At 67.5% G+C, this 24,795-nt stretch carries 22 protein-coding genes; 12 read left to right on the forward strand and 10 right to left on the reverse strand.

The window, feature by feature from the left end:
* Positions 1-52 precede the first annotated feature (52 nt).
* The gene (locus tag ACV22W_RS13540; RefSeq protein ID WP_107938225.1) at positions 53-1,336 is read left to right on the forward strand and encodes a 4-aminobutyrate--2-oxoglutarate transaminase; all 1,284 of its coding nucleotides are present in this window, start codon (positions 53-55) and stop codon (positions 1,334-1,336) included.
* A gap of 100 nt (positions 1,337-1,436) precedes the next feature.
* Positions 1,437-2,906 carry an NADP-dependent succinate-semialdehyde dehydrogenase gene (gene gabD, locus ACV22W_RS13545; protein WP_448019804.1) on the forward strand — a complete coding sequence of 490 codons (1,470 nt, stop codon included), beginning with the start codon at positions 1,437-1,439 and terminating at the stop codon, positions 2,904-2,906.
* Positions 2,907-3,023: 117 nt separating this feature from the next.
* Here gabD and ACV22W_RS13550 read toward each other — a convergent pair whose 3' ends face one another.
* Together ACV22W_RS13550 and ACV22W_RS13555 are read right to left on the reverse strand one after the other, a co-directional pair.
* Positions 3,024-4,568, reverse strand: coding sequence for a methyl-accepting chemotaxis protein (locus ACV22W_RS13550; RefSeq protein ID WP_448019806.1), 1,545 nt, complete (start codon positions 4,566-4,568; stop codon positions 3,024-3,026).
* Between the two features lie 395 nt (positions 4,569-4,963).
* Entirely contained in the window at positions 4,964-6,508 is a 1,545-nt protein-coding gene (locus ACV22W_RS13555) for a methyl-accepting chemotaxis protein (protein ID WP_448019808.1), read from the reverse strand.
* A gap of 533 nt (positions 6,509-7,041) precedes the next feature.
* Between ACV22W_RS13555 and ACV22W_RS13560 the strand changes: the two genes are divergently transcribed.
* Positions 7,042-7,521 carry a DUF523 domain-containing protein gene (locus ACV22W_RS13560; RefSeq protein ID WP_448020052.1) on the forward strand — a complete coding sequence of 160 codons (480 nt, stop codon included), beginning with the start codon at positions 7,042-7,044 and terminating at the stop codon, positions 7,519-7,521.
* A gap of 95 nt (positions 7,522-7,616) precedes the next feature.
* On the opposite strand, the gene pcaF is transcribed toward ACV22W_RS13560, so the two are convergent.
* Positions 7,617-8,819 (reverse strand): 3-oxoadipyl-CoA thiolase, encoded by a 1,203-nt coding sequence (gene pcaF / locus ACV22W_RS13565; protein WP_448019809.1) that lies wholly within the window; start codon positions 8,817-8,819, stop codon positions 7,617-7,619.
* Between the two features lie 227 nt (positions 8,820-9,046).
* On the opposite strand from pcaF, the gene ACV22W_RS13570 reads away from it, so the two are divergent.
* A complete protein-coding gene (locus tag ACV22W_RS13570; protein ID WP_321806074.1) occupies positions 9,047-9,835 on the forward strand; it encodes an IclR family transcriptional regulator in 789 nt (262 codons plus the stop codon).
* Between the two features lie 216 nt (positions 9,836-10,051).
* Here the strand turns inward: ACV22W_RS13570 and ACV22W_RS13575 are convergent, their stop codons facing one another.
* Together ACV22W_RS13575 and ACV22W_RS13580 are read right to left on the reverse strand one after the other, a co-directional pair.
* Positions 10,052-11,167, reverse strand: coding sequence for a succinylglutamate desuccinylase/aspartoacylase family protein (locus ACV22W_RS13575; protein ID WP_448019811.1), 1,116 nt, complete (start codon positions 11,165-11,167; stop codon positions 10,052-10,054).
* Positions 11,168-11,212: 45 nt separating this feature from the next.
* Entirely contained in the window at positions 11,213-11,965 is a 753-nt protein-coding gene (locus tag ACV22W_RS13580; protein WP_236873269.1) for a transporter substrate-binding domain-containing protein, read from the reverse strand.
* 184 nt (positions 11,966-12,149) lie between these two features.
* Between ACV22W_RS13580 and ACV22W_RS13585 the strand changes: the two genes are divergently transcribed.
* On the forward strand, positions 12,150-13,070 hold the full coding sequence (locus ACV22W_RS13585; protein ID WP_448019812.1) for a LysR family transcriptional regulator: 921 nt from the start codon (positions 12,150-12,152) through the stop codon (positions 13,068-13,070).
* A gap of 34 nt (positions 13,071-13,104) precedes the next feature.
* On the opposite strand, the gene ACV22W_RS13590 is transcribed toward ACV22W_RS13585, so the two are convergent.
* Positions 13,105-14,436, reverse strand: a complete 1,332-nt coding sequence (locus ACV22W_RS13590; protein WP_448019814.1) for an MFS transporter — start codon at positions 14,434-14,436, stop codon at positions 13,105-13,107.
* A gap of 56 nt (positions 14,437-14,492) precedes the next feature.
* Positions 14,493-15,683, reverse strand: a complete 1,191-nt coding sequence (locus ACV22W_RS13595; RefSeq protein ID WP_448019816.1) for a M20 aminoacylase family protein — start codon at positions 15,681-15,683, stop codon at positions 14,493-14,495.
* 166 nt (positions 15,684-15,849) lie between these two features.
* Between ACV22W_RS13595 and ACV22W_RS13600 the strand changes: the two genes are divergently transcribed.
* On the forward strand, positions 15,850-15,984 hold the full coding sequence (locus ACV22W_RS13600; protein WP_448019818.1) for a hypothetical protein: 135 nt from the start codon (positions 15,850-15,852) through the stop codon (positions 15,982-15,984).
* Between the two features lie 85 nt (positions 15,985-16,069).
* The gene (locus ACV22W_RS13605) at positions 16,070-16,648 is read left to right on the forward strand and encodes a peroxidase-related enzyme (protein ID WP_448019820.1); all 579 of its coding nucleotides are present in this window, start codon (positions 16,070-16,072) and stop codon (positions 16,646-16,648) included.
* Positions 16,649-16,781: 133 nt separating this feature from the next.
* Here ACV22W_RS13605 and ACV22W_RS13610 read toward each other — a convergent pair whose 3' ends face one another.
* On the reverse strand, positions 16,782-17,657 hold the full coding sequence (locus tag ACV22W_RS13610; RefSeq protein ID WP_448019822.1) for an SDR family NAD(P)-dependent oxidoreductase: 876 nt from the start codon (positions 17,655-17,657) through the stop codon (positions 16,782-16,784).
* Between the two features lie 199 nt (positions 17,658-17,856).
* The gene (locus ACV22W_RS13615; RefSeq protein WP_448019824.1) at positions 17,857-18,435 is read right to left on the reverse strand and encodes a TetR/AcrR family transcriptional regulator; all 579 of its coding nucleotides are present in this window, start codon (positions 18,433-18,435) and stop codon (positions 17,857-17,859) included.
* Between the two features lie 202 nt (positions 18,436-18,637).
* On the opposite strand from ACV22W_RS13615, the gene zwf reads away from it, so the two are divergent.
* The gene (gene zwf / locus ACV22W_RS13620) at positions 18,638-20,113 is read left to right on the forward strand and encodes a glucose-6-phosphate dehydrogenase (RefSeq protein ID WP_448019826.1); all 1,476 of its coding nucleotides are present in this window, start codon (positions 18,638-18,640) and stop codon (positions 20,111-20,113) included.
* 99 nt (positions 20,114-20,212) lie between these two features.
* Here the strand turns inward: zwf and ACV22W_RS13625 are convergent, their stop codons facing one another.
* A complete protein-coding gene (locus ACV22W_RS13625) occupies positions 20,213-21,157 on the reverse strand; it encodes a LysR substrate-binding domain-containing protein (protein WP_448019828.1) in 945 nt (314 codons plus the stop codon).
* 101 nt (positions 21,158-21,258) lie between these two features.
* On the opposite strand from ACV22W_RS13625, the gene ACV22W_RS13630 reads away from it, so the two are divergent.
* The 4 genes from ACV22W_RS13630 to dkgB all read left to right on the forward strand — a co-directional run bounded on the left by ACV22W_RS13630 (position 21,259) and on the right by dkgB (position 24,743).
* Positions 21,259-22,461, forward strand: coding sequence for an MFS transporter (locus tag ACV22W_RS13630; protein WP_059528553.1), 1,203 nt, complete (start codon positions 21,259-21,261; stop codon positions 22,459-22,461).
* A gap of 29 nt (positions 22,462-22,490) precedes the next feature.
* On the forward strand, positions 22,491-22,814 hold the full coding sequence (locus tag ACV22W_RS13635; RefSeq protein WP_448019830.1) for a MoaF-related domain-containing protein: 324 nt from the start codon (positions 22,491-22,493) through the stop codon (positions 22,812-22,814).
* Between the two features lie 16 nt (positions 22,815-22,830).
* Positions 22,831-23,787 (forward strand): LLM class oxidoreductase, encoded by a 957-nt coding sequence (locus tag ACV22W_RS13640; RefSeq protein WP_448019832.1) that lies wholly within the window; start codon positions 22,831-22,833, stop codon positions 23,785-23,787.
* Positions 23,788-23,936: 149 nt separating this feature from the next.
* A complete protein-coding gene (gene dkgB / locus ACV22W_RS13645; RefSeq protein ID WP_448019834.1) occupies positions 23,937-24,743 on the forward strand; it encodes a 2,5-didehydrogluconate reductase DkgB in 807 nt (268 codons plus the stop codon).
* The last annotated feature ends 52 nt before the right edge of the window (positions 24,744-24,795 follow it).

Genomic DNA, 24,795 nt, shown 5'->3' on the forward strand with positions numbered 1-24,795 from the left:
TGCCAACGCGGCCGATTTTTATCCCACCGGGCAAAACATCAAGGAGATGACCGTGAAGAATGCCGACCTGCAGGCCCGCAAGAACGCCGCCACCCCGCGCGGCGTCGGCGTGATGTGTGATTTCTACGCAGCCCGCGCCGAGAACGCGGAGCTGTGGGATGTCGAAGGCCGCCGCTTCATCGATTTCGCCGCCGGCATCGCGGTGCTGAACACCGGCCACCGCCACCCGAAGATCGTCAAGGCGATCGCGGATCAGCTGAACAGCTTCACGCACACCGCTTACCAGATCGTCCCGTACGCGTCGTACGTCGAGCTGGCCGAAAAGATCAACGCGCGCGCGCCGGGCGACTTCCCGAAGAAGACCGCGTTCTTCACGACCGGCGCCGAAGCCGTCGAAAACGCGATCAAGATCGCGCGCGCGGCAACCGGCCGTCCGGGCGTCATCGCGTTCTCGGGCGGCTTCCACGGCCGCACGATGATGGGCATGGCGCTGACCGGCAAGGTCGCCCCGTACAAGCTGAACTTCGGCCCGTTCCCGGGCGACGTGTTCCACGCACCGTACCCGAACGCGCTGCACGGCGTGACGACGGCCGACTCGATCAAGGCGATCGAGATGCTGTTCAAGGCCGACATCGATCCGAAGCGCGTCGCCGCGATCATCTTCGAACCGGTCCAGGGCGAAGGCGGCTTCAATCCGGCGCCGGCCGAATTCGTGCGCGCGCTGCGCAAGATCTGTAACGAGCACGGCATCCTGCTGATCGCCGACGAAGTGCAGACGGGCTTCGCGCGGACCGGCAAGCTGTTCGCGATGCAGCACTACGACGTGCTGGCCGACCTGATCACGATGGCGAAGAGCCTCGCGGGCGGCATGCCGCTGTCGGGCGTCGTCGGCCGTGCCGACGTGATGGACGCGGCTGCCCCCGGCGGCCTCGGCGGCACGTACGCGGGCAACCCGCTGGCCGTCGCGTCGGCGCACGCGGTGCTCGACATCATCGACGAAGAGAAGCTGTGCGAACGCGCGACGCAGCTCGGCGACGTGCTGAAGGCGAAGCTGAATTCGCTGCAGGCCGACGTGCCGCAGATCGCCGACGTGCGCGGCCCGGGCGCGATGATCGCGGTCGAATTCCTGAAGCCGGGTTCGGGCGAGCCGGACGCGGAATTCACGAAGCGCGTGCAGGCGCGTGCGCTCGAGCGCGGGCTGCTGCTGCTCGTGTGCGGCGTGTACTCGAACGTCGTGCGCTTCCTGTTCCCGCTGACGATCCCGCAGGCCGTGTTCGACGAAGCGCTCGTGATCCTCGAGGAAGTGCTGAAGGAAACGGTCGGCGTGCCGGCCTGAGTTCCCGTCCGCCTCAACTGAATGTGCCGCCGCCGTCGTGAAGACGGCGGCGGCCGTTTTCATCCGTCCTTATCCGTCCTTTTCAAAGCAGGCGATGCATATGAGCACTGTTCAGGAAACCCTGGCACTGAAAGACCCGTCGCTGTTCCGCCAGCAGGCGTACGTCAACGGCGAATGGCAAGGCGCGGCGAACGGCGAGTCGTTCGAGGTCCGCGACCCGGCAACCGGCGGCCTGCTCGGCACCGTGCCGGCGATGGGCACGGCCGAGACGCGTCACGCGATCGAAGCCGCGAACGCCGCATGGCCGGCATGGCGCAAGAAGACCGCGAAGGAACGCGCGGCGATCCTGCGCAAGTGGCACGACCTGATGATGGAAAACGCCGACGACCTCGCGCTGATCCTGACCACCGAGCAGGGCAAGTCGCTGGCCGAGGCGAAGGGCGAGATCGGCTACGCGGCGTCGTTCCTCGAGTGGTTCGCGGAGGAAGGCAAGCGCGTGTACGGCGACACGATCCCGACGCCGGCGAGCGACAAGCGCATCGTCGTGACGAAGGAAGCGATCGGCGTGTGCGCGGCGATCACGCCGTGGAACTTCCCGGCGGCGATGATCACCCGCAAGGTCGGCCCGGCGCTCGCGGCAGGCTGCCCGATCGTCGTGAAGCCGGCTGAAGCGACGCCGTTCTCGGCCCTCGCGATGGCCGTGCTGGCCGAGCGCGCGGGCGTGCCGGCCGGCGTGTTCAGCGTCGTCACGGGCGACCCGAAGGCGATCGGCGGCGAACTGACGTCGAACCCGATCGTGCGCAAGCTGTCGTTCACCGGCTCGACGCCGGTCGGCCGCCTGCTGATGTCGCAATGCGCGGCGACGGTCAAGAAGGTGTCGCTGGAGCTCGGCGGCAACGCGCCGTTCATCGTGTTCGACGACGCCGATCTCGATGCGGCCGTGCAGGGCGCGATCGCGTCGAAGTACCGCAACAGCGGCCAGACGTGTGTGTGCACGAACCGCTTCTACGTGCACGAAGCCGTGTACGACCAGTTCGCGCAGAAGCTCGCTGCGGCGGTCGGCCAGCTGAAGGTCGGTCGCGGCACGGAGCCGGGCGTCACGCAAGGCCCGCTGATCAACGAAGCGGCCGTGCTGAAGGTCGAGGCGCACATCGAGGACGCGCTCGCGAAGGGCGCGACCGTGGTGACGGGCGGCAAGCGCCACGCGCTCGGCCACGGCTTCTTCGAGCCGACCGTGCTGACGGGCGTCACGCCGGCGATGAAGGTCGCGAAGGAAGAGACGTTCGGGCCGCTCGCGCCGCTGTTCAAGTTCGGCAGCGACGACGAGGTGATCCGCCTCGCGAACGACACCGAGTTCGGTCTCGCCGCGTATTTCTACAGCCGCGACATCAGTCGCGTGTGGAAGGTCGCCGAGGCGCTCGAATACGGGATGGTCGGCGTCAACACAGGCCTGATCTCGAACGAAGTCGCGCCGTTCGGCGGCGTCAAGCAGTCGGGCCTCGGCCGCGAAGGCTCGCACTACGGCATCGACGATTACGTCGTGATCAAGTACCTCTGTCTCGCCGTCTGACGGTTCGGGGCCTGTCGCGTCCGTGACAGGCCCTGACCGCCCGGTGGAAACCGGGCGGTCCCGACGCGGGCCGGCGCCCCCTCTCCGCCGCGCCCGCGTCACCTCCCTCCGCCGCCTTCAACGAAACACGTTCACCGCATCGACGAGCCGCGTCGCCTGCTGCTTCAGGCTTTCCGACGCCGCCGCGCTCTGCTCGACCAGCGCCGCGTTCTGCTGCGTGATGTTGTCCAGATGCACGACTGCCTGATCGACCTGCGCGACGCCCGTGCTCTGCTCGGCCGTCGACGAGCTGATCTCCGCGATCAGGTCCGACACGCGCTTCACCTGCGTGACGATGTCTTCCATCGTCTTGCCCGCGCCGTCTACGATCCGTGCACCCGATTCGACCCGCTCGACGCTCGCACCGATCAGCGTCTTGATCTCCTTCGCCGCGTTCGCGCTGCGCTGCGCGAGCGCCCGCACCTCGCCGGCGACCACCGCGAAGCCGCGCCCCTGATCGCCGGCGCGCGCCGCCTCGACCGCCGCGTTCAGCGCGAGGATGTTGGTCTGGAATGCGATGCCGTCGATCACGCCGATGATGTCGGAAATCTTGCGCGAACTCGCCGTGATGTCGTTCATCGTCGTCACGACCTCGCTCACCGCCTGCCCGCCGCGCTCGGCCGCTTCGCTCGCGGAAACCGACAACTGGTTCGCCTGCAGCGCCGTCTCCGCATTGCTCGACACGGTCGCCGTCATCTCGGCCATCGACGCGGCCGTCTGCTGCACGCTGGTCGACGCCTGCTCGGTGCGTGCGCTCAAGTCGTTGTTGCCCTGCGCGATCTCGTTGCTCGCGCGCTGCACGTTGTGCACCTGCTCGCTGACGTCGTCGACAAGCCAGCGGAACATCAGCCCGAGCTGGTTGATCGTGCGCAGCGTCATGCCGATCTCGTCGACGCGGTTCATCGCCACGCCGGTGCGGCTCTCGCCGCTCGCGACGCGCAACGCCTGGTCGCGCAGCTGCATCAGCGGACGCGCGATCTGCGCATCGAGCCACAGGCCGGCCGCCACCGACACGCCGGCCGTCGCGGCGGCAAACGCCGCGAGCCCGCCGCCGGCCAGCCCGCATGCCCAGCCCGCGCCGACGACGGCCGGCGCGAGCACGCACAGCGTCGAATGCAAACGCGCGCGCACCGACATCGTCTGGAACAGCGACGCGACCCGCATCAGCCCGGTCCGGACGATCAATCCCTTGTGGAAACGGCGATTGCCGGCCTTGCCTTCACGGAACGCGCGATACAGCGCGTCGGCCGCCGCGATCTCGTCGCGCGTCGCCTTCGTGCGCACCGACATGTAGCCGGTCGGCTGCCCGTTGCGCATCACCGGCACCGTATTCGAACGGACCCAGTAGTGATCGCCGTTCTTGCGGCGATTCTTTACCAGTGCGGTCCATGGTTCGCCGTTCTTCAGCGTCGCCCACATGTCGGCGAACGCCTCCTTCGGCATATCCGGGTGCCGCACGACGTTGTGCGGCTGGCCTTCGATTTCCTCGGGGGAAAATCCGCTGACCTGAATGAACGCGGCATTCGCGTATTTGATGTAACTGTCCGCGTCGGTGGTCGACATCAGCGTCGCGTCATCGGGGAATTCGAATTCGCGTTGCGTGACAGGCTGGTTATTGCGCATGGTGTGGAGTTCCCGGTTGCGAATCTTGTGTCCGCTTGTGGATTGGATCGAGACCGTACGCATCGCGGCTGTCCCGCATGCGTTCGGTCACACTCCTGCGCTTTCGGCAAATCCGGCGAAAACATTATGCCGGCCACGGGTAAATATGCATTAATTTCGCATCATCTTGATTCAGCCGAAAACTTCGTTTATACGTGAATCAAAAACCCCGTTTTATCAAATACCTGGCCGTCAATCGTCTGATCAATGGAGACATATCCTCCGTCCGGATTGGCGAAATAAATCCGGGTTCGGAAATGAGAATACCTCTCGTTCGATACATTCGAATCGAATCGGAAAGCCGGGATTTAACCGGCTCGCCGCGACGGAACGCGCGGACGCGCGCCCCCCGCCGATTATCGAAACACGTTCACCGCATCGACGAGCCGCGTCGCCTGCTGCTTCAGGCTTTCCGACGCCGCCGCGCTCTGCTCGACCAGCGCCGCGTTCTGCTGCGTGATGTTGTCCAGGTGAACGACCGCCTGATCCACCTGCGCGACGCCCGTGCTCTGCTCCGCCGTCGACGAGCTGATCTCCGCGATCAGGTCCGACACGCGCTTCACCTGCGTGACGATGTCCTCCATCATCTTGCCCGCATCGTCGACCCGCCGCGCGCCCGACTCGACCCGCTCGACGCTCGCGCCGATCAGCGTCTTGATCTCCTTCGCCGCGTTCGCGCTGCGCTGCGCGAGCGCCCGCACTTCACCGGCGACCACCGCGAAGCCTCGCCCCTGTTCTCCCGCGCGCGCCGCCTCGACCGCCGCGTTCAGCGCAAGGATGTTGGTCTGGAATGCGATGCCGTCGATCACGCCGATGATGTCGGAAATCTTGCGCGAACTCGCCGTGATGTCGTTCATCGTCGTCACGACCTCGCTCACCGCCTGCCCGCCGCGCTCTGCCGCTTCGCTCGCGGAAACCGACAACTGGTTCGCCTGCAGCGCCGTCTCCGCATTGCTCGATACGGTCGCCGTCATCTCGGCCATCGACGCGGCGGTTTCCTGCACGCTCGACGCGGCCTGTTCGGTGCGCGCGCTCAGGTCGTTGTTGCCTTGCGCGATCTCGTTGCTCGCGCGCTGCACGTTGTGCACCTGCTCGCTGACGTCGTCGACGAGCCAGCGGAACATCAGCCCGAGCTGGTTGATCGTGCGCAGCGTCATGCCGATCTCGTCGACGCGGTTCATCCGCACGCCGCGGCGGCTTTCGCCGGTCGCGACGTTCAGTGCCTGGTCGTGCAGCCGTTTCAGCGGACGCACGATCTGCGCATCGAGCCACAGGCCGGCGGCCACCGACACGCCGGCCGTCGCGGCGGCGAACGCCGCGAGCCCGCCGCCGGTCAGCCCGCATGCCCAGCCCGCACCGACGACGGCCGGCGCCAGCACGCACAACGCCGAATGCACGCGCGCGCGCACCGACATCGTCTGCGGCAACGACATGATCCGCAGCAGCCCGGTCCGGACGATCAACCCCTTGTGGAACCGGCGCTGGCCGGCCTTGCCTTCGCGGAACGCGCGATACAGCGCGTCGGTGGCCGCGATCTCGTCGCGCGGCGCCTTGGTGCGCACCGACAGGTAACCGTGCGGCACGCCGTCGCGCATCACCGGCACCGCGTTCGCGCGCACCCAGTAATGATCGCCGTTCCGGCGGCGATTCTTTACCAGTGCGGTCCACGGCTCGCCGTTCTTCAGCGTCGCCCACATGTCGGCGAATGCCTCCTTCGGCATATCGGGGTGCCGCACGACGTTGTGCGGCTGACCGACGAGTTCGTCGTTCGAGAAGCCGCTCACGGATTCGAACGTCGTGTTCGCGTACGTGATGATGCTGTCGGCATCGGTGGTCGACATCAGCGTGACGTCGTCGGGAAATTCGAATTCTTGTTGGGTGACGGGTTGGTTGTTGCGCATGGAAGGCTCCGAAAGGCGGATCCGTCTGCGGGATCCGCGCGGCGCGAGAATCACGCTCAGTAGCCGAAAAACGGTTTATCGCTTTACGACGGTCTCGTCCTTACTGTCGGCAATCACCGGGAAATCCTGAGTCCGAAAGCGCTCGAAAATTTGAATTCCGTCGTCGACATGATTTCGATCAAGTAATCCCGCGATAATCGCGTCCGGCGCTTTGCGGATACGGCCCGATGCTTTGCTGGATTACATCAGGCGACGCATCGGTTCACATAACCATTGCGCACAGCGAAACGATTCAGTCTGCTCGGCCTCATTCGACCGGCATTTGAATTCGATGAAAACATCCAGCAATCAATGGAATCGGTCGTGCCGGAATGCGGCGGCGGACATGCCGCACGGCGCGAGATCCTCCGTCATCCGTACACGCGCGAACGCAACCCGCGCGTAGAATTTCCGCTCGCTCAACACCGCCTGCTCGGAGAACGACATTGCATGACACGTCGCAGCCGCCGGCCTTGCCGAAGATCCTCGTCAGCATGTGCGTGCTCGGTCATCCCGTCCGTTACAACGGCTCGGCGAAGACCGCCGCGCATGAAACGCTCGCACGATGGCAGCGCGAAGGGCGCCTGGTGCCCGTGTGTCCGGAACTGGCAGGGGGATTGAGCGTGCCGCGACCGCCCGCCGAAATCGCGGATGGGGCATCAGGGCAACGCGTTCTGTCGGGTGCCGCGCGCATCGTCGACGTGCACGGCACCGACGTGACGGCGCCGTTCATCGGCGGCGCGCGCACCGCGCTCGCGCTGGCACGCGCGCACGACTGCCGCTACGCGATCCTGGCGGACGGCAGCCCGTCGTGCGGAAGCAGTTTCATTTACGACGGGAGTTTTGCGGGCCGACGGCATGCCGGCGCCGGCGTGACGGCGGCGCTGCTGCGCCAGCATGGCATCGAGGTGTTCGCGGACACCGAGATCGACGCGCTCGTCGCACGCCTCGCGCAACGATCGCAAGCTGAATGACGATGTGGCCGGCACGACGAACGCGTGCCGGCCACATCGTTTGGAGGGAAACCCGGTGAAGCGGCGCGAACTTCGCCGCTCCGCCGGATGCGCGATCAGACGCGTTCGATCGCGATCGCGATGCCCTGGCCGACGCCGATGCACATCGTGCACAGCGCGAAGCGGCCGTTGATGCGATGCAGCTGATACATCGCGGTCGTCACGAGACGCGCGCCCGACGCGCCGAGCGGATGGCCGAGCGCGATCGCGCCGCCGTTCGGATTCACGCGAGGATCGTCGTCGGCGACGCCCAGCATGCGCAGCACCGCGAGGCCCTGCGACGCGAATGCTTCGTTCAGCTCGATCACGTCGAACTGGTCGATCGTCATGCCGAGCCGGGCGAGCAGCTTCTGCGTGGCCGGCGCGGGGCCGATGCCCATCACGCGCGGCGCGACGCCGGCCGTCGCGATGCCGAGCACGCGCGCGCGCGGCGTCAGGCCGAAGCGCTTCGCGGTGGCTTCGTTCGCGAGCAGCAGCGCGGCGGCTCCGTCGTTGACGCCCGACGCGTTGCCGGCCGTCACCGAGCCGTCCGGACGCACGACGCCCTTCAGCTTCGCGAGCGTCTCGAGCGACGTTTCGCGCGGATGCTCGTCACGCGAAAAGACGACCGGATCGCCCTTCTTCTGCGGAATCGTGACCGGGACGATTTCCTCGGCGAGCGTGCCGTCCTGCTGCGCACGCGCGGCCTTCTGCTGGCTGCGCAGCGCGAAGAGGTCCTGGTCGGCGCGGCTGATGTTGTAGTCGACCGCGACGTTCTCCGCCGTCTCCGGCATCGAATCGACGCCATGCAGCTGTTTCATCAGCGGATTGACGAAGCGCCAGCCGATCGTCGTGTCGTAGATGTTGGCCTGGCGCGCGAACGCGCTGGCGGCCTTGCCCATCACGAACGGCGCGCGCGTCATGCTTTCGACGCCGCCGGCCACCATCAGCGCGGCCTCGCCCGACTTGATCGCGCGCGCGGCCACGCCGACCGCGTCCATCCCGGAACCGCACAGGCGGTTGATCGTCGAACCCGGCACGCCCTCCGGCAAACCCGCGAGCAGCGCGGACATGCGCGCGACGTTGCGGTTGTCCTCGCCGGCCTGGTTCGCGCAGCCGTAGATCACGTCGTCGATCGCCGTCCAGTCGACGTCGCGGTTGCGCTCGACGAGCGCCTTGAGCGGCACCGCGCCGAGGTCGTCGGCGCGCACGCCGGACAGCGCGCCGCCGTAACGGCCGATCGGGGTACGAATCGCATCACACAGAAAAGCTTCGGTCATCAGTGTCTCCGGTCTCATGCAAGGCTGGGAAGTGAATGAAACGCGCCCCTTGCATTGCCCGCCGGGATGCGCTTAAATGTTCTATATACGAACATAAGATCGTGTATCGAACGTTCAACGCATCATAGGGAGTGCGGGGACGACCTGTCAAGCGCCCGGTCCGCGGTGCGGTTGGCGTGTCGGGCCCCATGCGCTATCTTCTCGGCTGCACGACAATCCGACCGTTCATGACAACCGAAGACATCCAGACGAAACCGGGCGACTCCTATGTGCAGTCGTTCGCGCGCGGCCTCGCGGTGATCCGCGCATTCGACGCCCAGCGCCCGGAGCAGACGCTCACCGAGGTCGCCTCGGCCACCGGGCTCACGCGCGCCGGCGCGCGCCGGATCCTGCTGACGCTGCAGACGCTCGGCTATGTCGAGGCCGACGGCCGGCTGTTCCGGCTCACGCCGAAGATCCTCGAACTCGGCTTCGCGTATCTCACGTCGATGCCGTTCTGGAATCTCGCCGATCCGGTGATGGAGCAACTGTCCGCGCAGATCCACGAAAGCTGCTCGGCCGCCGTGCTCGACCGCACCGAGATCGTCTACGTGCTGCGCGTGCCGACCCACAAGATCATGACGATCAACCTGTCGATCGGCAGCCGCCTGCCCGCGTACTGCACGTCGATGGGCCGTGTGCTGCTGTCCGCGCTCGACGACGCGGCGCTCGATGAAACGCTCGCGCAGAGCGGCATCCGCGCGCACACGCCGCGCACGATCACCGACATCGGCGAGCTGAAGGCGACGATCGCGCAGGTGCGCCAGCAAGGCTGGGCCGTGGTCGACCAGGAACTCGAAGTGGGCTTGATGTCGATCTCGGCGCCGATCCGCAACCGGCGCGGGCAGGTGATCGCCGCGATGAACATCAGCGGCAACGCGCAGCGGCACACCGCGAAGCAGATGGTGAAGGAGTTTCTCGGGCCGCTGCAGCAGGCCGCGCAGACGGTGTCGGAACTGGTGGCACGGCGCGGGTAAGTGCACCGCGCGATGGCCGGATCGGCGCGACGGCCATTCGCGGACACAATAGGGGGCGGCACCTGGCCGCCCGTTCAATGCTCCGACTCTCCTGCAACACCCCTCCCACGGAACACGGAGCGAACGCCGTACCGCCCGATTTCGTGGCGCGCCAACGCCCGGTCAATTCGACGAGCACGACATTGCACGGTGCCTCTCGGACACCGTGCCCACCACTCACGCGCCGAGCAGCATCCCCGTGCGCACCGGCACCGCCCCCGTCACGCGGCCGAGCGGCGCGCCGGCCGTCACGAAGCGAATCGCGCGGCGCATGTAGAACACGCCGTCGGTGCCGCTCGACACCGTCGTGATCGCGTCGGTCAGCGGATCGACGATGTCGAACAACGGATCGCCCGCACGAATCGTCGCGCCGATCGCCACGCGGTGCACGAGAATCCCGCTCACCGGCGCGTAGAACTGCTCGCTGCCCGCGAGCGGCGTGGCCAGCGCGGCGAGCGGCGGCAGCGGCGTGCGCTCGCCGCGCACCGCGCCCCACCACACCAGATAGTCGACGAGCGCATCGGCGTCGCGCGCCGCGTATTCGTGCGTCACGTCGCGCTGGCCGCGGCACTCGACGGTCACGGCCACCGTGCCCGCCGCCATCGGCGTCCGTTCCGGCAGATGCTGCCGCAACTGCGTCCACAGCAGGTGATGCGCATCGTCGAACGCGTGACCGCCGGAATCCTCGGCGAGCAACGACACCTCCGCACCGAGATAGCGCGCGAGCGGCTCGACCTGCGGCCATGCCGAGTCGTTCGTATACACGTGCATCACCGCTTCGAGCGAGCAATGCAGGTCGATCACGACGTCCGCGTCGTGCGACAGCTTCAGCAACGCAAGCTGCAACGCGTCGAATTCGGTGCGCGGCGCGATCTCGTCGAGCGCCGCGCCGACGCATTCGCGCACGACCGCGCGATTGCGTTCGGGATCCGTGCCGAGCTGGTCGCGCGCCCGCGCGGCGATCTCGGCGAGCGGCAGGAAGCCGCGATTGAAATTGCGCCCGCTCGCGAGATCGAACCGGCCGATGAATTGCCCGAGCAGATGGTGGTTGAGCCCGATCGGGTTCGCGACCGGCACCAGCACGACCTCGGCCGCGAGCCGGCCGGCCGCGTCGAGCTGCGCGAGTCGCTGCTTGAGCGCGACGGCGGCGAGCATCGCGGGCGTCTCGTCCGCGTGCAGCGCGGCCTGCAGGTAGATCTTGCGGCCGGCGTCGGCCGGCCCGAAATGAAAGCTCGTCAGCGTGCGCTGCGTGCCGATCGACGGCGACAGGAGCGGCGTGGTGCGAATCTGCATCGATGGTCCCGAATGAAGGAGTGCGACGGAAACGGCGCGTTCGGCTCAGTCGCCGTACGGGTTGAAATCGAAGTACTGCTTCGCGATCCGCTCGTACGTGCCGTCCTTCAGCATCGACGCGATCGCGCCGTCGATCGACGCCTTGAGCGCCGTATCCGACTGGCGCATTCCGATGCCGACACCGCGATCGCCCAGGTCGAGCGGCGCGCCGACGAACGCGAAGCCCTTGCCCTTCGGCTGGCGCAGGAATCCGTAGTCGGCTTCCACCGTGCCGAGCAGCGCGGCGTCGAGCCGGCCGTTGACGAGATCGGCGAACACGTCGTCCTGGCTCTTGTACGGCACCACGCCGACACCGGCCGGCGCCCAGTGCGCGAGCGCCCACGATTCGAACTGCGTGCCCGACTGCACGCCGACACGCTTGCCGGCCAGCGACGCGGCCGTGCTGCCGAGCCCGCGCTCGGGCCGCGCGACGAGTCGCGACTTGAAGCGGAACAGTTTCGACGAGAACAGGATCTGCTTCTCGCGCTTCTCGGTGATCGCCATCGACGACAAAATCGCGTCGATCTTGCGCGCCTGCAGCGCCGGGATCATCCCTGAGAATTCGAGCTCGACCCACTGGCAGCGCAACTGCGCGCGGCGGCAGATCTCGTTGCCGAGATCGACGTCGAAACCCTTCAGGCTGCCGTCGGGCGCCTTCGCGTCCATCGGCGGATAGGTCGGATCGATGCCGAGGCGCACCACATGCGCATCGAGCGCGTGCGCGGACGGCGCCGCGAAACCGATGCACAGGGAAGCCAGCGGAACGAGGAAGCGGCAGAAGCGAGGCAGGCGTGGCACGCGTTTCATGATCGATGGAAGGCGGGAAATGGGACAACCGGCATGGGCCGGACTGCCTGCGATCGTAGTGCGCGCGCGCCGCCGCCGGAACGCGCGGCTGTCTTATCATGATCAGTATTTCCGATCACCGGCCTCGCGCTCGACCATGGCGTTCACGCTGTCCCAGCTCCGCATCTTCCAGGCCGTCGTCGAACACGGCAGCCTGCGCGCCGCCGCACGCGCGCTGGATCTCGCGCAGAGCGGCGTCACGCAGCAACTGCAGAGCCTCGAAGCGACGCTCGGCGCGACGCTGTTCACACGCACCAATCGCGGGATCGTGCCGACGGCCGTCGGCCAGCGGCTGCTCGCGCGCTCGGGCGCGATCCTCGGCGAATGCGAACAGGTCGAGCACGAGATCCGCCAGCTGAGCGGCGCCTGCGAAGGCACCGTCACGCTGGGCCTCGTGACCGAACCGCTGATCGATGCGTTCGCGCCGGTGCTGACCGCATTCCGCGCGCGCTTCCCGAAGGTCGACGTGCACTTGCGCACCGGCACGTCGCGGATGATGATCGGCTGGCTGCGCGAGAGCGCCGTGGATTTCGCGATCGCGCTCGTCGCGAAGCAGACCGACACGACCGATCTCGCGGTCACGCCGCTGCATGCGTCGGCGCCGGTGGTCGTGTGCCGCAACGGCCATCCGCGGCAGCACGCGCAATCGCTTGCCGAGCTGGCCGACTACGCGTGGGTGTCGACGCGTTCACCGAACCTGAGCGCCGATCCGGTCGTCAACCGGCTGCTCGCGTATTTCGACGCGCACAGCCAGCCCGCGCCGACGATCATCGCGACTGTCGAAGGAATGTTCGAAACGCTGCAGCTCGTCACGCAGACGGATTGCCTCGCGCTCGAATCCGAAGCCGTGACGCGGCACGGGCCGTTCGCGGGCGCGCTCGCGAAGGTGCGCGTGCGCGAGCAGGCTGAATCGCAGGAAGTCTGCCTGCTGCAACGCGCGGCCGTGCCGTTGACGCCCGCCGCGCAGGAACTGGCGACGATGCTCGCGTCGTACCTGAGGACCGTGCGCGGGCGGTAATCCAGACGCGGATCGCCGCCCGCGGCGCCGCACGTCAGTCCATCGATTCGCGCGCCGTCTCGCGCAGCATCGCGACCGCGATCAGCGACAGCACCACGCACACGGCCACGTAGCCGGCCGGCGCGAGCTTGCTGCCCGTCGTCTTCACGAGCCAGGTCGCGATCAGCTGCGCGGTGCCGCCGAAGATCGTCACCGCGAGCGCATACGCGATCGAGATGCCCGTCGCGCGCACGTGGCGCGGCAGCGATTCGCACATCAGCGCCATTTCGGATGCCGAACCGAGCGAATAGAACAGCAGCATCAGCGCGGTCAGCGGCAGGATCACCGGCAGCGTCGGATGATGGTTCATCAGCCAGAACGCAGGGAACAGCAGCAGGACCAGCACGCCGCGCCCAACGAAGATCGGCATGCGCCGGCTGCCGAGGCGGTCCGACAGCCAGCCGAACAGCGGACACGTCACCAGCATCACGCAACCCGACGCCACGCCGACGAACATCGACAGCTTCATCGGCAGCCCGAGCGTATGGATCGCATAGGTCGGCATGTAGAAAGTCAGGATGTAGGTCGACACCGTGCCACCCATCACCGTCAGCATCAGCAGCAGCACCGTGCGCGTGTGCTGCGAGAACAGCTCGCGCAGCACGCCGCGTTCGATCCCGTGATGGCGGTCGCCGGGCGCATCGTCCGCGAGCCGGCGGCGCAGATACATGCCGACCGGCGCGATCAGCACGCCCACCAGGAACGGCAGGCGCCAGCCCCAGCCCTCGAGCGCGTCCTTCGTCAGCGTGTTCGACAGCAGCGCCGCGAAGCCCGAACCCATCAGCGCCGCGCCGCCCTGCGTCGCCAGCTGCCAGCTCGCGCGGAACGCGCGGTGCGACGTGCCGCCCTGCTCGATCAGCGTGGAAGTCGCCGCGCCGAATTCACCGCCCTGCGAGAACCCCTGCATCAGCCGTGCGCAGACGACCAGCAGCGGCGCGGCCACGCCGACCTGCGCGTAGGTCGGCGCGATCGCGATCAGGCCGGTGCCGAGCGCCATCAGCATGATCGTCAGGTTCAGCGCGGCCTTGCGGCCCTTGCGATCCGCATAGACGCCGAGCACGACGCTGCCGAGCGGCCGCGTGAAGAAGCCAGCGGCGAACGTCGCGACCGACAGCAGCAGCGACGTGGTCGGATCGCTCGACGGGAAGAACAGCTTGCCGATCAGCACCGCGAAAAAGCCGTACACGGTGAAATCGAAGAACTCCAGCCAGTTGCCGATCACGGCCGCCGCGATCGCGCCGCGCTTCGTGACGGCCGGTGCGCCGCGCGTATCGGCTTCGGCAGCCCCCGTCGACGCGGGGTGCAGCGCGAGGTGGTCTTTCTGCATCGTTCGTTTCTCCTCTCAATGCGGCCGGAAGCGCCGGCCGCGCGCCGCCGCCGTGGCTACTGCCCGAGGTATCGCTCGACGAGACGCGTCCAGAACGCCGCGCCGATCGGCAGGTTGCGATCGTTGAAGTCGTACTTCGGGTTGTGCACCATGCAGCCGTCCTCGCCTTCGCCGTTGCCGAGCCGCACGAACGAGCCCGGCCGCTGCTGCAGCATGAACGCGAAATCCTCGCTGCCCATCAGCAGGTCGGCCTGCTCGACCACATGCGCGTCGCCGACCAGCTCGCGCGCGACCTGCGCGGCGAAATCCGTTTCGGCATCCGTATTGACGACGACCGGATAGCCTTCGATGTACTCGACGTGCGCGGTCGCGCCGTAACTCGCGGCCTGCGACTCGGCGAGCTCGACGATGCGGCGCTTGAGCAGCGCGCGCACGTCGGGGCTGAACGACCGCACGCTGAGTTCGAGGCGCGCGCCGTTCGGGATCACGTTGTTCGCGGTGCCCGCGTGCATCGAGCCGACCGTGACGACCGCCGGCTGCGACGGGTCGACGTTGCGCGCGACGATCGTCTGCAGCGCCATCACGATGCTCGCCGCGACGACCACCGGATCGACCGTCAGGTGCGGCCGCGCCGCATGGCCGCCGACGCCCTCGATCGAGATGATCGCCTTGTCGCCGGCCGACATGAACGGGCCGCGCCGCGTGAGGAACACGCCTGGCGCCGCGCCCGGATGGTTGTGCATGCCGAATACCGCATCGCACGGAAAGCGGTCGAACAGGCCGTCGTCGATCATCTTCTTCGCGCCGCTGTCGACGCCGTGCTCTTCCGCCGGCTGGAAATACAGGTGCACGGTGCCGGAGAAGTTGCGCGTCTTCGCGAGGTGTTGCGCGGCGCCGAGCAGCATCGTCGTGTGGCCGTCGTGGCCGCATGCGTGCATCTTGCCGTGCGTGCCGCTCGCGTACGGCAGACCGGTCGCCTCGAGGATCGGCAGCGCGTCCATGTCCGCACGGATGCCGATGCTGCGCGTGCCGCCGCCGACGCGCAGCGTGCCGACCACGCCCGTCTCGCCGACCCCGCGCGTCACCTGCCAGCCCCATTGCTCGAGCTTGTCCGCGACGAGCGCGGCCGTCTCGTGCTCCTCGTACGCGAGTTCCGGATGATGGTGAATGTGATGGCGAATCTCGCGCAGCCCGCCGGCGGCGGGCATCAGATCCTCGATTTCGGTGAATCGGACGTCGGTGGTCATCAAGCGGCTCCTGCTGATCGTCAGCGTGTCAGCCGCACGCGAACGGTTGCGTGCGGGAAAGCGAGCCACTATAGCGAGCCGATATCCGTTCAATAAGATGCGGAATTTTTCACCGCGATAAATTTATTTAATCAGGGTTTGTACCAGTGCGAATGAGATCCTATGCTTGCACCGTTCGCTGACAGACTTGCTCCATCCGGCTAGAAACACGCTCTTCGGCGTCGGCAGCGTCATCCCACTTGGCGAGGAGCTGATGAACAACCCGATTCGCGGCGACATCATCGTCGACGTCAACGCATGACGCCACTGGCAACACGCGATGTTTCTTTTTCAGGCCCGCGGCTCGTGCGTCGAGACCGCCCGTGCCATTTCATCCAGGAGACCTCATGACCGCTGCAGACAACACGCCCGTCAGCCGCTTCCCCGTGCCGGCACTCGAAGACCTGCCCGACGACATTCGCGAACGGATCGCGGCCGTCCAGGAAAAATCGGGCTTCGTCCCGAACGTATTCCTCACGCTCGCGCATCGCCCGGACGAGTTTCGCGCGTTCATGGCGTACCACGACGCGCTGATGGACAAGCCGGGCAACCTCACCAAGGCCGAACGCGAAATGATCGTCGTGGCCACCAGCAGCGTGAACCAGTGTCAGTACTGCGTGATCGCGCACGGCGCAATTCTGCGCATTCGCGCGAAGGATCCGCTGATCGCCGACCAGGTCGCGACCAACTATCGCAAGGCCGACATCACCGCCCGACTGAAGGCGATGCTCGACTTCGCGATGAAGGTGTCGCAGACCGCGCACCTGGTGGGCGAAGCGGACTTCGATACGCTGAAGTCGCATGGCTTCACCGACGAGGATGCCTGGGACATCGCGGCGATCTCGGCGTTCTTCGGGATGTCGAATCGCCTCGCGAACGTGACGAACATGCGGCCCAACGCGGAGTTCTACGCGCTGGGCCGCTGAAGGCTGCCGGCAACGGTGATCGCGGTCGGCGACCGGCGTGCATGCGACCGGGCTTCCTCCGGCCGCCGCGCGCACCAGCTTCGGCGACCGGCGCCGCGCTCAAGCGAACCCGCGATGCCCCGGTGTCCCCGGCTTACCCGACCTTCTTCAACGCCTGCAGCCCATCCGGGAGCTTCGCGTCCGGGAACATCGTCGACAGCGTCGCATCGCGCCACCGCGCCGCCTCCTCCGCACGCTGCGCTTCCGCCTGCTCGCACACGAACAGCGCATCGCCGCCGAGCAGCAGACGCATCGGCACGTCGTCGCGACGCGACAGCTCGACGATCAGCGCCGCGATCCGTGCGGGATCGCCGACCTCGTGGCCGCCATACGCGCCGAGCAATTCGAGAATCTTCCCGACCGACGGCTGATAGTCGGGCAGCAAGCCGTCGATCTCGCGCTTCGCCTGCGCCGCCCATTCGGTGCGCATCCCGCCCGGCTCCAGCGTGCACACGCGCACGCCGAACGGCGCGACTTCCTTCGACAGCACGTCGCTGAACCCGCCGACCGCCCACTTCGCGGCCTGATACGCGGACAGGCCGGCCGTCGCCGTACGCCCGCCGACCGACGACACCTGGAAGATGTGGCCCGCGCGCTGCGCACGCATCGTCGGCAGCACCGCGCGCGTCATGTTGACCACGCCGAACAGGTTCGTTTCGATCTGGTCGCGGAAATCGTCGGCGGCCATCTGCTCGAACGGCGCCGTATGGCCGTAGCCCGCGTTGTTCACCAGCACGTCGATGCGGCCGAACGCGTCGCGCGCAGCCGCCACCGCATGCGCGGCCGCAGCGGCGTCGGTCACGTCGAGTTCGATCGGCAGCAGCCGGTCGCCGTACCGCTCCTCCAGATCCGCGAGCCGCGCGGGATCGCGCGCACCGGCCACCAGACGATCGCCCGCCGCCAGCACCGCTTCCGCGATCGCACGCCCCAGGCCGCGCGCGGCCCCTGTTACCAGCCAGACTTTCGACATTTTCCACTCCTCGACAAGGTTGAAACCACAAAATGAATGATTACTCACTCATTAATATGGGCGCTGAAACGATGGTTTTCACCGTGCCTCGCCCTGCCTGAAACCACCTTCCGCCGCAGCGGACGCGCCGGAATCGAACGCGCCGCCGATCACCCGCCTCCCGCTGTCCGCTGCGCAGCCCGCCCGGCGGGCCGTCCGCTCAGACCGCGTGCAACACGGCCCACAGCGCACGAAACCCCGCTTCCCGGTATCCGTCGGCCAGCGCCGGATCGCGCGCGATCGATTCGATCGCCGTCTCCGCGATCGACGTGAACAGCGCCGCGCAGAACGCGTGCGCATCGTCGGCCTTCAGCCCGCCCGCCGCGGCAACCTGCGCGCGCAGCAGCGACCTGATCGCGCCGAACCCTTCTGCCCCGGCCGCGCGATGCGCGTCGTCGATGCGGCCGCTCACGCCGAGCTGCTGCAGCGCGCGGCGCCCGTCCGGGTTCGCGACGCCCCACGACACGTAGCCGTTCCACGCATGCCGCATCGCCTGTTCGGCCGGCGCATGCTCCGGAAACCCGATCATCATCGCCTCGCGCATCTCGGCCTTCAGGCTCAGGTACAGCGCATTCAGCAGCGCATCCTTGGTTTCGAAATAGGTAAACACCGTGCCTTCCGCGACGCCGGCGAGCCGCGCGATGCGCGCGGTGGTCGCGCTCGCGCCGTCCTCCGCGAGCGCGCGGGCGGCGGCGGCGAGGATGGCGTCGTGCTTGTCGGGGCTGCGCGGTCGGGCCACGTTCGATTCCTTTAATGAGTGAGCGCTCAATCATAATCACGGCATGCATGCGATGCAAGTGCTGTTTCAACACGGGAACACATACACGATCGATCAAAAGCGTGCACTATTAGCGTTTTCGCGTACTGGCGCGCCAACGCACCGGCGCCCGGCGCTTCGACGTTCGTTCCACGCTCACACCGCTTCAGACCGCGATCCACTCATGACGAATAAGCCCAACCAGACCGAAGCCGACCAGCCCGTCGACATGATCATCTTCGGCGGCGGCGGCGACCTGGCCGCCCGCAAGCTGTTGCCCGCGCTGTACATGGCGCACCTGCACTGCAACCTGCCGCCGGAGACGCGCATCATCGCGGTCGGCCGGCGCGACTGGGGCATCGACGGCTATCGCAAGTTCATGGACGAGCAATCGCGCCCGTTCATCGACGACAAGGCGTTCGACGCCGACGCGTGGGCCCGTTTCCTCGACCTGTTCAAGTACGTGCTGATCGACGTGAACGCGCCGGAAGACTACGCACGCCTCGCCGACGCGGCGCGCGGCGATGCGATCCGCGTGTTCTACCTGTCGACGTCGCCGGAGCTGTTCACGACGATCTGCGACAACCTGTCGGCCGCGCACCTCGTCGACGCGCGTTCGCGCGTCGTCCTCGAAAAGCCGCTCGGCCACGATCTCGCGTCGGCGCAGGCGATCAACGATGCGGTCGGCAAGCATTTCGCGGAATCGCAGATCTACCGGATCGACCACTACCTCGGCAAGGAAACCGTGCAGAACCTGATGGTGCTGCGCTTCGGCAACCCGATCTTCGGGCCGCTGTGGCAGGCGCCGAGCATCCGCAGCGTGCAGATCACGGTGGCGGAGACGGTCGGCGTCGGCAGCCGCGCGGGCTTCTACGACCATACCGGCGCGCTGCGCGACATGGTGCAGAACCACCTGCTGCAACTGCTGTGCATCGTCGCGATGGAGCCGCCGGTATCACTCGACCCCGACGCGGTGCGCGACGAGAAGCTGAAGGTGCTGCGCTCGCTGCGGCCGATGGCGCTGTCGGACGTCGCGCGCGACACGGTGCGCGGCCAGTACACGGCCGGCGCGGTCGACGGTCAGCCGGTCAAGGGCTATCTCGAGGAAGACAACGTGCCGGCGGACAGCCACGCGGAAACCTTCGTCGCACTGCGCGCGCACATCAACAACTGGCGCTGGGCGAACGTGCCGTTTTTCCTGCGCACCGGCAAGCGGCTGCAGCGCCGCCAGTCGGAAATCGTGATCGAATTCGCGGACATGCCTTTCTCGATCATCCCGACCGGCCCGCGCCACTACAGCAACCGCCTCGTGATCCAGCTCCAGCCGGAAGAATCGATCCAGCTGCAGATGCTCGCGAAGGAGCCGGGCAGCGGGATGAAGATGGTGCCCGTGAGCCTGAACCTCGACCTGCAGCAGGCGATTCCGGAGCGGCGCGCGGAAGCGTACGAGCGGTTGCTGATCGACGTGATCCGCGGGCGCCTCACGCACTTCATGCGCCGCGACGAACTCGAGGCCGCGTGGTCGTGGGTCGAGCCGATCCTCGAGGGCTGGAAGCAGCTCGGCGATCGCCCGCGGCTCTATACCGCGGGCACGTTCGGACCGGCGGCATCGTCGGCGCTGCTGGCGCGCGACAACATGTCGTGGTCCGAGGAAGCGTAAGCGCTGCACGACGGCGTGCCCGCGGCGCAAGCGCCGTGCGGCACGCCGGATCACGCACGGCCCACCGCCGCCCCCCGTTTCCCTTCCGGCGCGCCGCCGTTACAGCGGCCCCATCCAGGCGGCCTTGCGCCGCGTCGGCGCATCGCTGCCGCTGGTCCCGCCGCCCAGCACTTCGATCATGTAATCGACGAACGACGCGATCCGCGACGAGATCGCGGTGTTCCGGTAATACACCGCGTTGATCGGCTGTTCGACTTCGAGCGTCTGCCGTGCGAGCACCTGCACGAGCCGGCCGGCCTCGCGATCCTGCGCGGTCATGAAATCCGACAGGCACACCATGCCCGCCCCCTCCAGCGCGAGCTGCCGCAGCGTCTCGCCGCTCGACGACCATATGCCGGGCTCGATGCGGCTCGGCTCGCCGTCCGCGCCGAGGATCGGCCACACGTTCAGCGATTCCGGCTGCGTGAAGCCGAGCAGCGTGTGCCTGGCAAGATCCTCCACCTTGCGCGGCTGGCCGTGCGCTTCGATGTACGCGGGGCTCGCGAGGATGCGCAGCCGGCTGTTGCCGATCCGCCGGCTGTGCAGCGTCGAATCCTTCAGGCGGCCGATCCGGATCGCGACGTCGGTGCGCCGCTCGAGCAGGTCGATGATCCCCTCGTTGCTGTTCAGCTCCAGCTCGACCTTCGGGAAGCGTTCTCGGTAGCCGCGCACGAGCGGCACGATCACGTGCAGCATGAACGGCGTCGCGGCGTCGACGCGCAGCCGCCCCGACGGCATCTCGCGCCGCGCGAGCATCTGCTCCTCGGCGTTTTCGACCGATTCGATGATCGCGCGCGCATCCTGCAGGAACGCGTGCCCTTCTTCGGTCAGTTCGAGCCGGCGCGTGGTCCGCCGCAGCAGTGTGGTCTTCAGCTTCTCCTCGAGCCGCGCAAGCGTGCGGCTCGCCGCCGACACGGTCACGTCGAGCTGCTGCGCGGCGGCGGTGATCGAACCGGTGTCGACCACGGCGGCAAAGGCCTGGAGTTCGTCGAGCGTGATTTTCATTGTTGACCTGAAATCAAAACAATTTGGTTTATAGACCAGTTTTTCCGCAAAAGTAAAGGCGGCACACTGCGATCCATTCTTACTGGAACCTGGATCCCGCCATGCCACTCGCCCTGCTTGCGCTGACCATCAGCGCCTTCGCCATCGGCACGACCGAATTCGTGATCGTCGGGCTGATCCCGACGATCGGCGCCGATCTCGGCGTCAGCCTGCCGTCGGCCGGCCTGCTCGTCAGCCTCTACGCGCTAAGCGTCGCGATCGGCGCGCCGCTCCTCACCGCGCTCACCGGCCGCGTGCCGCGCAAGACGCTGCTCGCCGCGCTGATGGCGCTGTTCACCATCGGCAACCTCGTCGCCTGGCAGGCGCCCGGCTACGAATCGCTGATCGTCGCGCGCGTGCTCACCGGGCTCGCGCACGGCGTGTTCTTCTCGGTCGGCTCGATCATCGCGACCACGCTCGTGCCGAAAGACAAGGCCGCCAGCGCGATCGCGACGATGTTCAGCGGCATGACCGTCGCATTCGTCGCCGGCATTCCGCTCGGCACCTTCATCGGCCAGCACTTCGGCTGGCGCGCGACGTTCCTGATCGTCGCGCTGTTCGGCCTCGTCGCGTTCCTCGGCGCGGTTGCCTTCGTGCCGCGCGGTCTGCCACGGACGCCGCCGGCGCCGCTCGCCCGCCAGTTCCGCGTGCTGGCCCAGCCGCGCCTGCTGCTCGTCTATGCGATGACGGCGGTCGGCTACGGCGGCTCGCTGATCGCGTTCACCTACATGGCGCCGCTGCTCGAACAGATCGCCGGCTTCACGCCGTCGCAGGTCAGCCTCGTGCTCGTCGGCTACGGCGTGTCGGTCGCGTTCGGCAACGTGTGGGGCGGCAAGCTCGCCGACCGCGTCGGCCCGGTCAAGGCGCTCAAGCAGATCTTCCTGCTGCTCGCGATCGTGCTGCTCGCACTGACCTTCACGGTGCACGTGAAGTGGCTCGCGGTGCTGACGATGCTCGCGTGGGGCGCCGTCGCATTCGGCAACGTGCCGGGCCTGCAGGTGTACGTCGTCAAGCAGGCGCGCCACTTCGCGCCGGACGCCACCGACGTCGCATCGGGCTTCAACATCGCCGCGTTCAACCTCGGCGTCGCCGGCGGCTCGTCGCTCGGCGGCCTGATCGTCGCGAACGTCGGCCTCGGCCATACGCCGTGGATCGCCGCCGTCGTCACGCTCGGCGCGTTCGCACTGACCGCGCTGAGCGGCCGCCTCGACCGCGGCCAGGGCCTGCCCGAACGCACGGCCGAACCCGTCGAACTCGCCCATTGAACGTCACTTTTTTGCAGGAGCCGCACAGCATGAACGCATCGACCCGACGTCCGCCGTTCGCCGGCAAGACTTTCGAAGTCCGTTACGACGATCTCACCGCCCTCAACGCATATGACGAGGACGGCCTCCACATGCGCTACGAGATCACCGAAGGCGCGTACGCGGGCGCGACGGGCGAAGTCGCCTTCACGTGGCAGCACGTCGCCGGCGAGACCTACGCGATCTCGTGGCAGGAAGCCGACCGCGCGACGGTCGTGCACCTCGACGATTTCGCCGGCGGCACGTCGCGCGCGTTCTTCACCGCATCGTCGCTCGTCTTCTACCGGCTCGAAGGCAGCCTGCGCGCGATCTGAACGGAGACGCCCGACCATGTCCACTTCACTCGACAAGCTCGCCGACGGCGGCTTCAGCATCGGCATCGAACTGCCGCTCGACAACGACTGGTCGCCGGCCGGCGACGCGAGGCGCCAGCATGACGGCCGCCGCCCCGGCGTGCCCGACCTGGAAATCCACGCGGAGCTCGCGCAGCTGGCCGACACGCTCGGCTTCCGCGCGCTCTGGGTGCGCGACGTGCCGGTGTACGACCCGTCGTTCGGCGACGCCGCGCAGGTGTTCGAGACCTTCTCGTATCTCGGCTACCTCGCCGGCATCACGCGCGACATCCTGCTCGGCACGGCGGCCGTCGTGCTGCCGCTGCGCGAACCGCTGCTCACGCTGAAATCGGCCGCGACGATCCAGGAACTCAGCCGGGGACGCCTGCTGCTCGGCGTCGCGAGCGGCGACCGGCCGGTCGAATATCCGCTGTTCGGCCGCGACTTCGCGTCGCGCGGCGCGAACTTCCGCGACCAGATCGCACTGCTGCGCGACGGCGCGCGTGCGCATCTGCCGCCCGGCCTCGACGTGCTGCCCGCCGCGCGCTCGCCGGTGCCGCTGCTCGTCGCCGGTCTCGCGCAGCAAACGCCCGCATGGATCGGCGAGCACATGGATGGCTGCCTCGCGTATCCGGGCACGCCGGCCGATCACGTGCAACGCGTCGCGAACTGGCGCGCGGTGGCCGGCGACAAGCCGTACGTGAGCTTCATCCACCTCGACCTCGCGGACGATCCGCATGAGCCGCTGCAGCGGCACCGCTTCGGCGCGCGCGCCGGACGCATCGCGTTGACGGAGGAACTCGCGGCGATGCGCGACGCCGGCGTGCAGCACATCGGCCTGCATTTCCGCCGCAACCGCCGCCCGCTCGACGAGACGATGGCCGAGATCGCGTCGGACGTGCTGCCGGCATTCCATGCGAATGCCGCTGCGAGCGCGCTGGCGGGCACCGCCTGAGGCCGGCACACCGCCAGCCGGCCGGATCCTCGACCGATATTTGACTTCAAATCAAATATTTTTGACCTCTAGAGGCGTTTATCTCATCAGTCCAGGACGCCAGAATGACTTCCATAACGCAATCGGCCCACCTCTTCCAGGAACACAAGATGAGCAACATTCCCGCATTCGGCCTTGGCACTTTCCGCCTGCAAGGCCAGGTTGTCATCGACTCGGTCCGCAACGGCCTCGAAGTCGGCTACCGCGCGATCGACACCGCGCAGATCTACGGCAACGAAGCCGAAGTCGGCGAAGCGATCGCCGCATCGGGCGTGCGCCGCGAAGACCTGTTCCTCACGACGAAGATCTGGGTCGACAACTACGCGCCGGAAAAACTGGTCGCCAGCCTCGAGGAAAGCCTGCGCAAGCTGCGCACCGACTACGTCGACCTGACGCTGATCCACTGGCCGGCTCCGGAGAGCGGCGTGTCGGTCGAGACGTTCATGACCGCGCTCGCCGACGCGAAGGCAAAGGGCCTCACGCGCCGGATCGGCATCTCGAACTTCAACATCGAGCTGACGAAGGAAGCGATCGCGGTGGTCGGCAAGGATGCGATCGCGACGAACCAGATCGAACTGAGCCCGTACCTGCAGAACCGCAAGCTGGTCGAGTTCCTGAACGGCGAAGGCATCCACGTGACGTCGTACATGACGCTCGCATACGGCAAGGTGCTCGGCGACCCGGTGATCGGCGCGATCGCGCAACGTCACGACGCGACGCCGGCGCAGGTCGCGCTGGCCTGGGCGCTGCAGCTCGGCTACTCGGTGATCCCGTCGTCGACGAAGCGCGAAAACCTCGCAAGCAACCTGCTCGCGCAGACGCTGCGCCTCACCGACGAGGACATGGCGCAGATCGCCGCGCTCGAGCGCGACGGCCGCGAAGTCGACCCGGTCGGCCTCGCGCCGACGTGGGACTGAACGCACCGCTCCCTCAATCGAACCGTCCGCGGCCAGCCGGCCGCGGCACCGA

The sequence above is a fragment of the Burkholderia sp. AW49-1 genome (genome assembly GCF_053427845.1).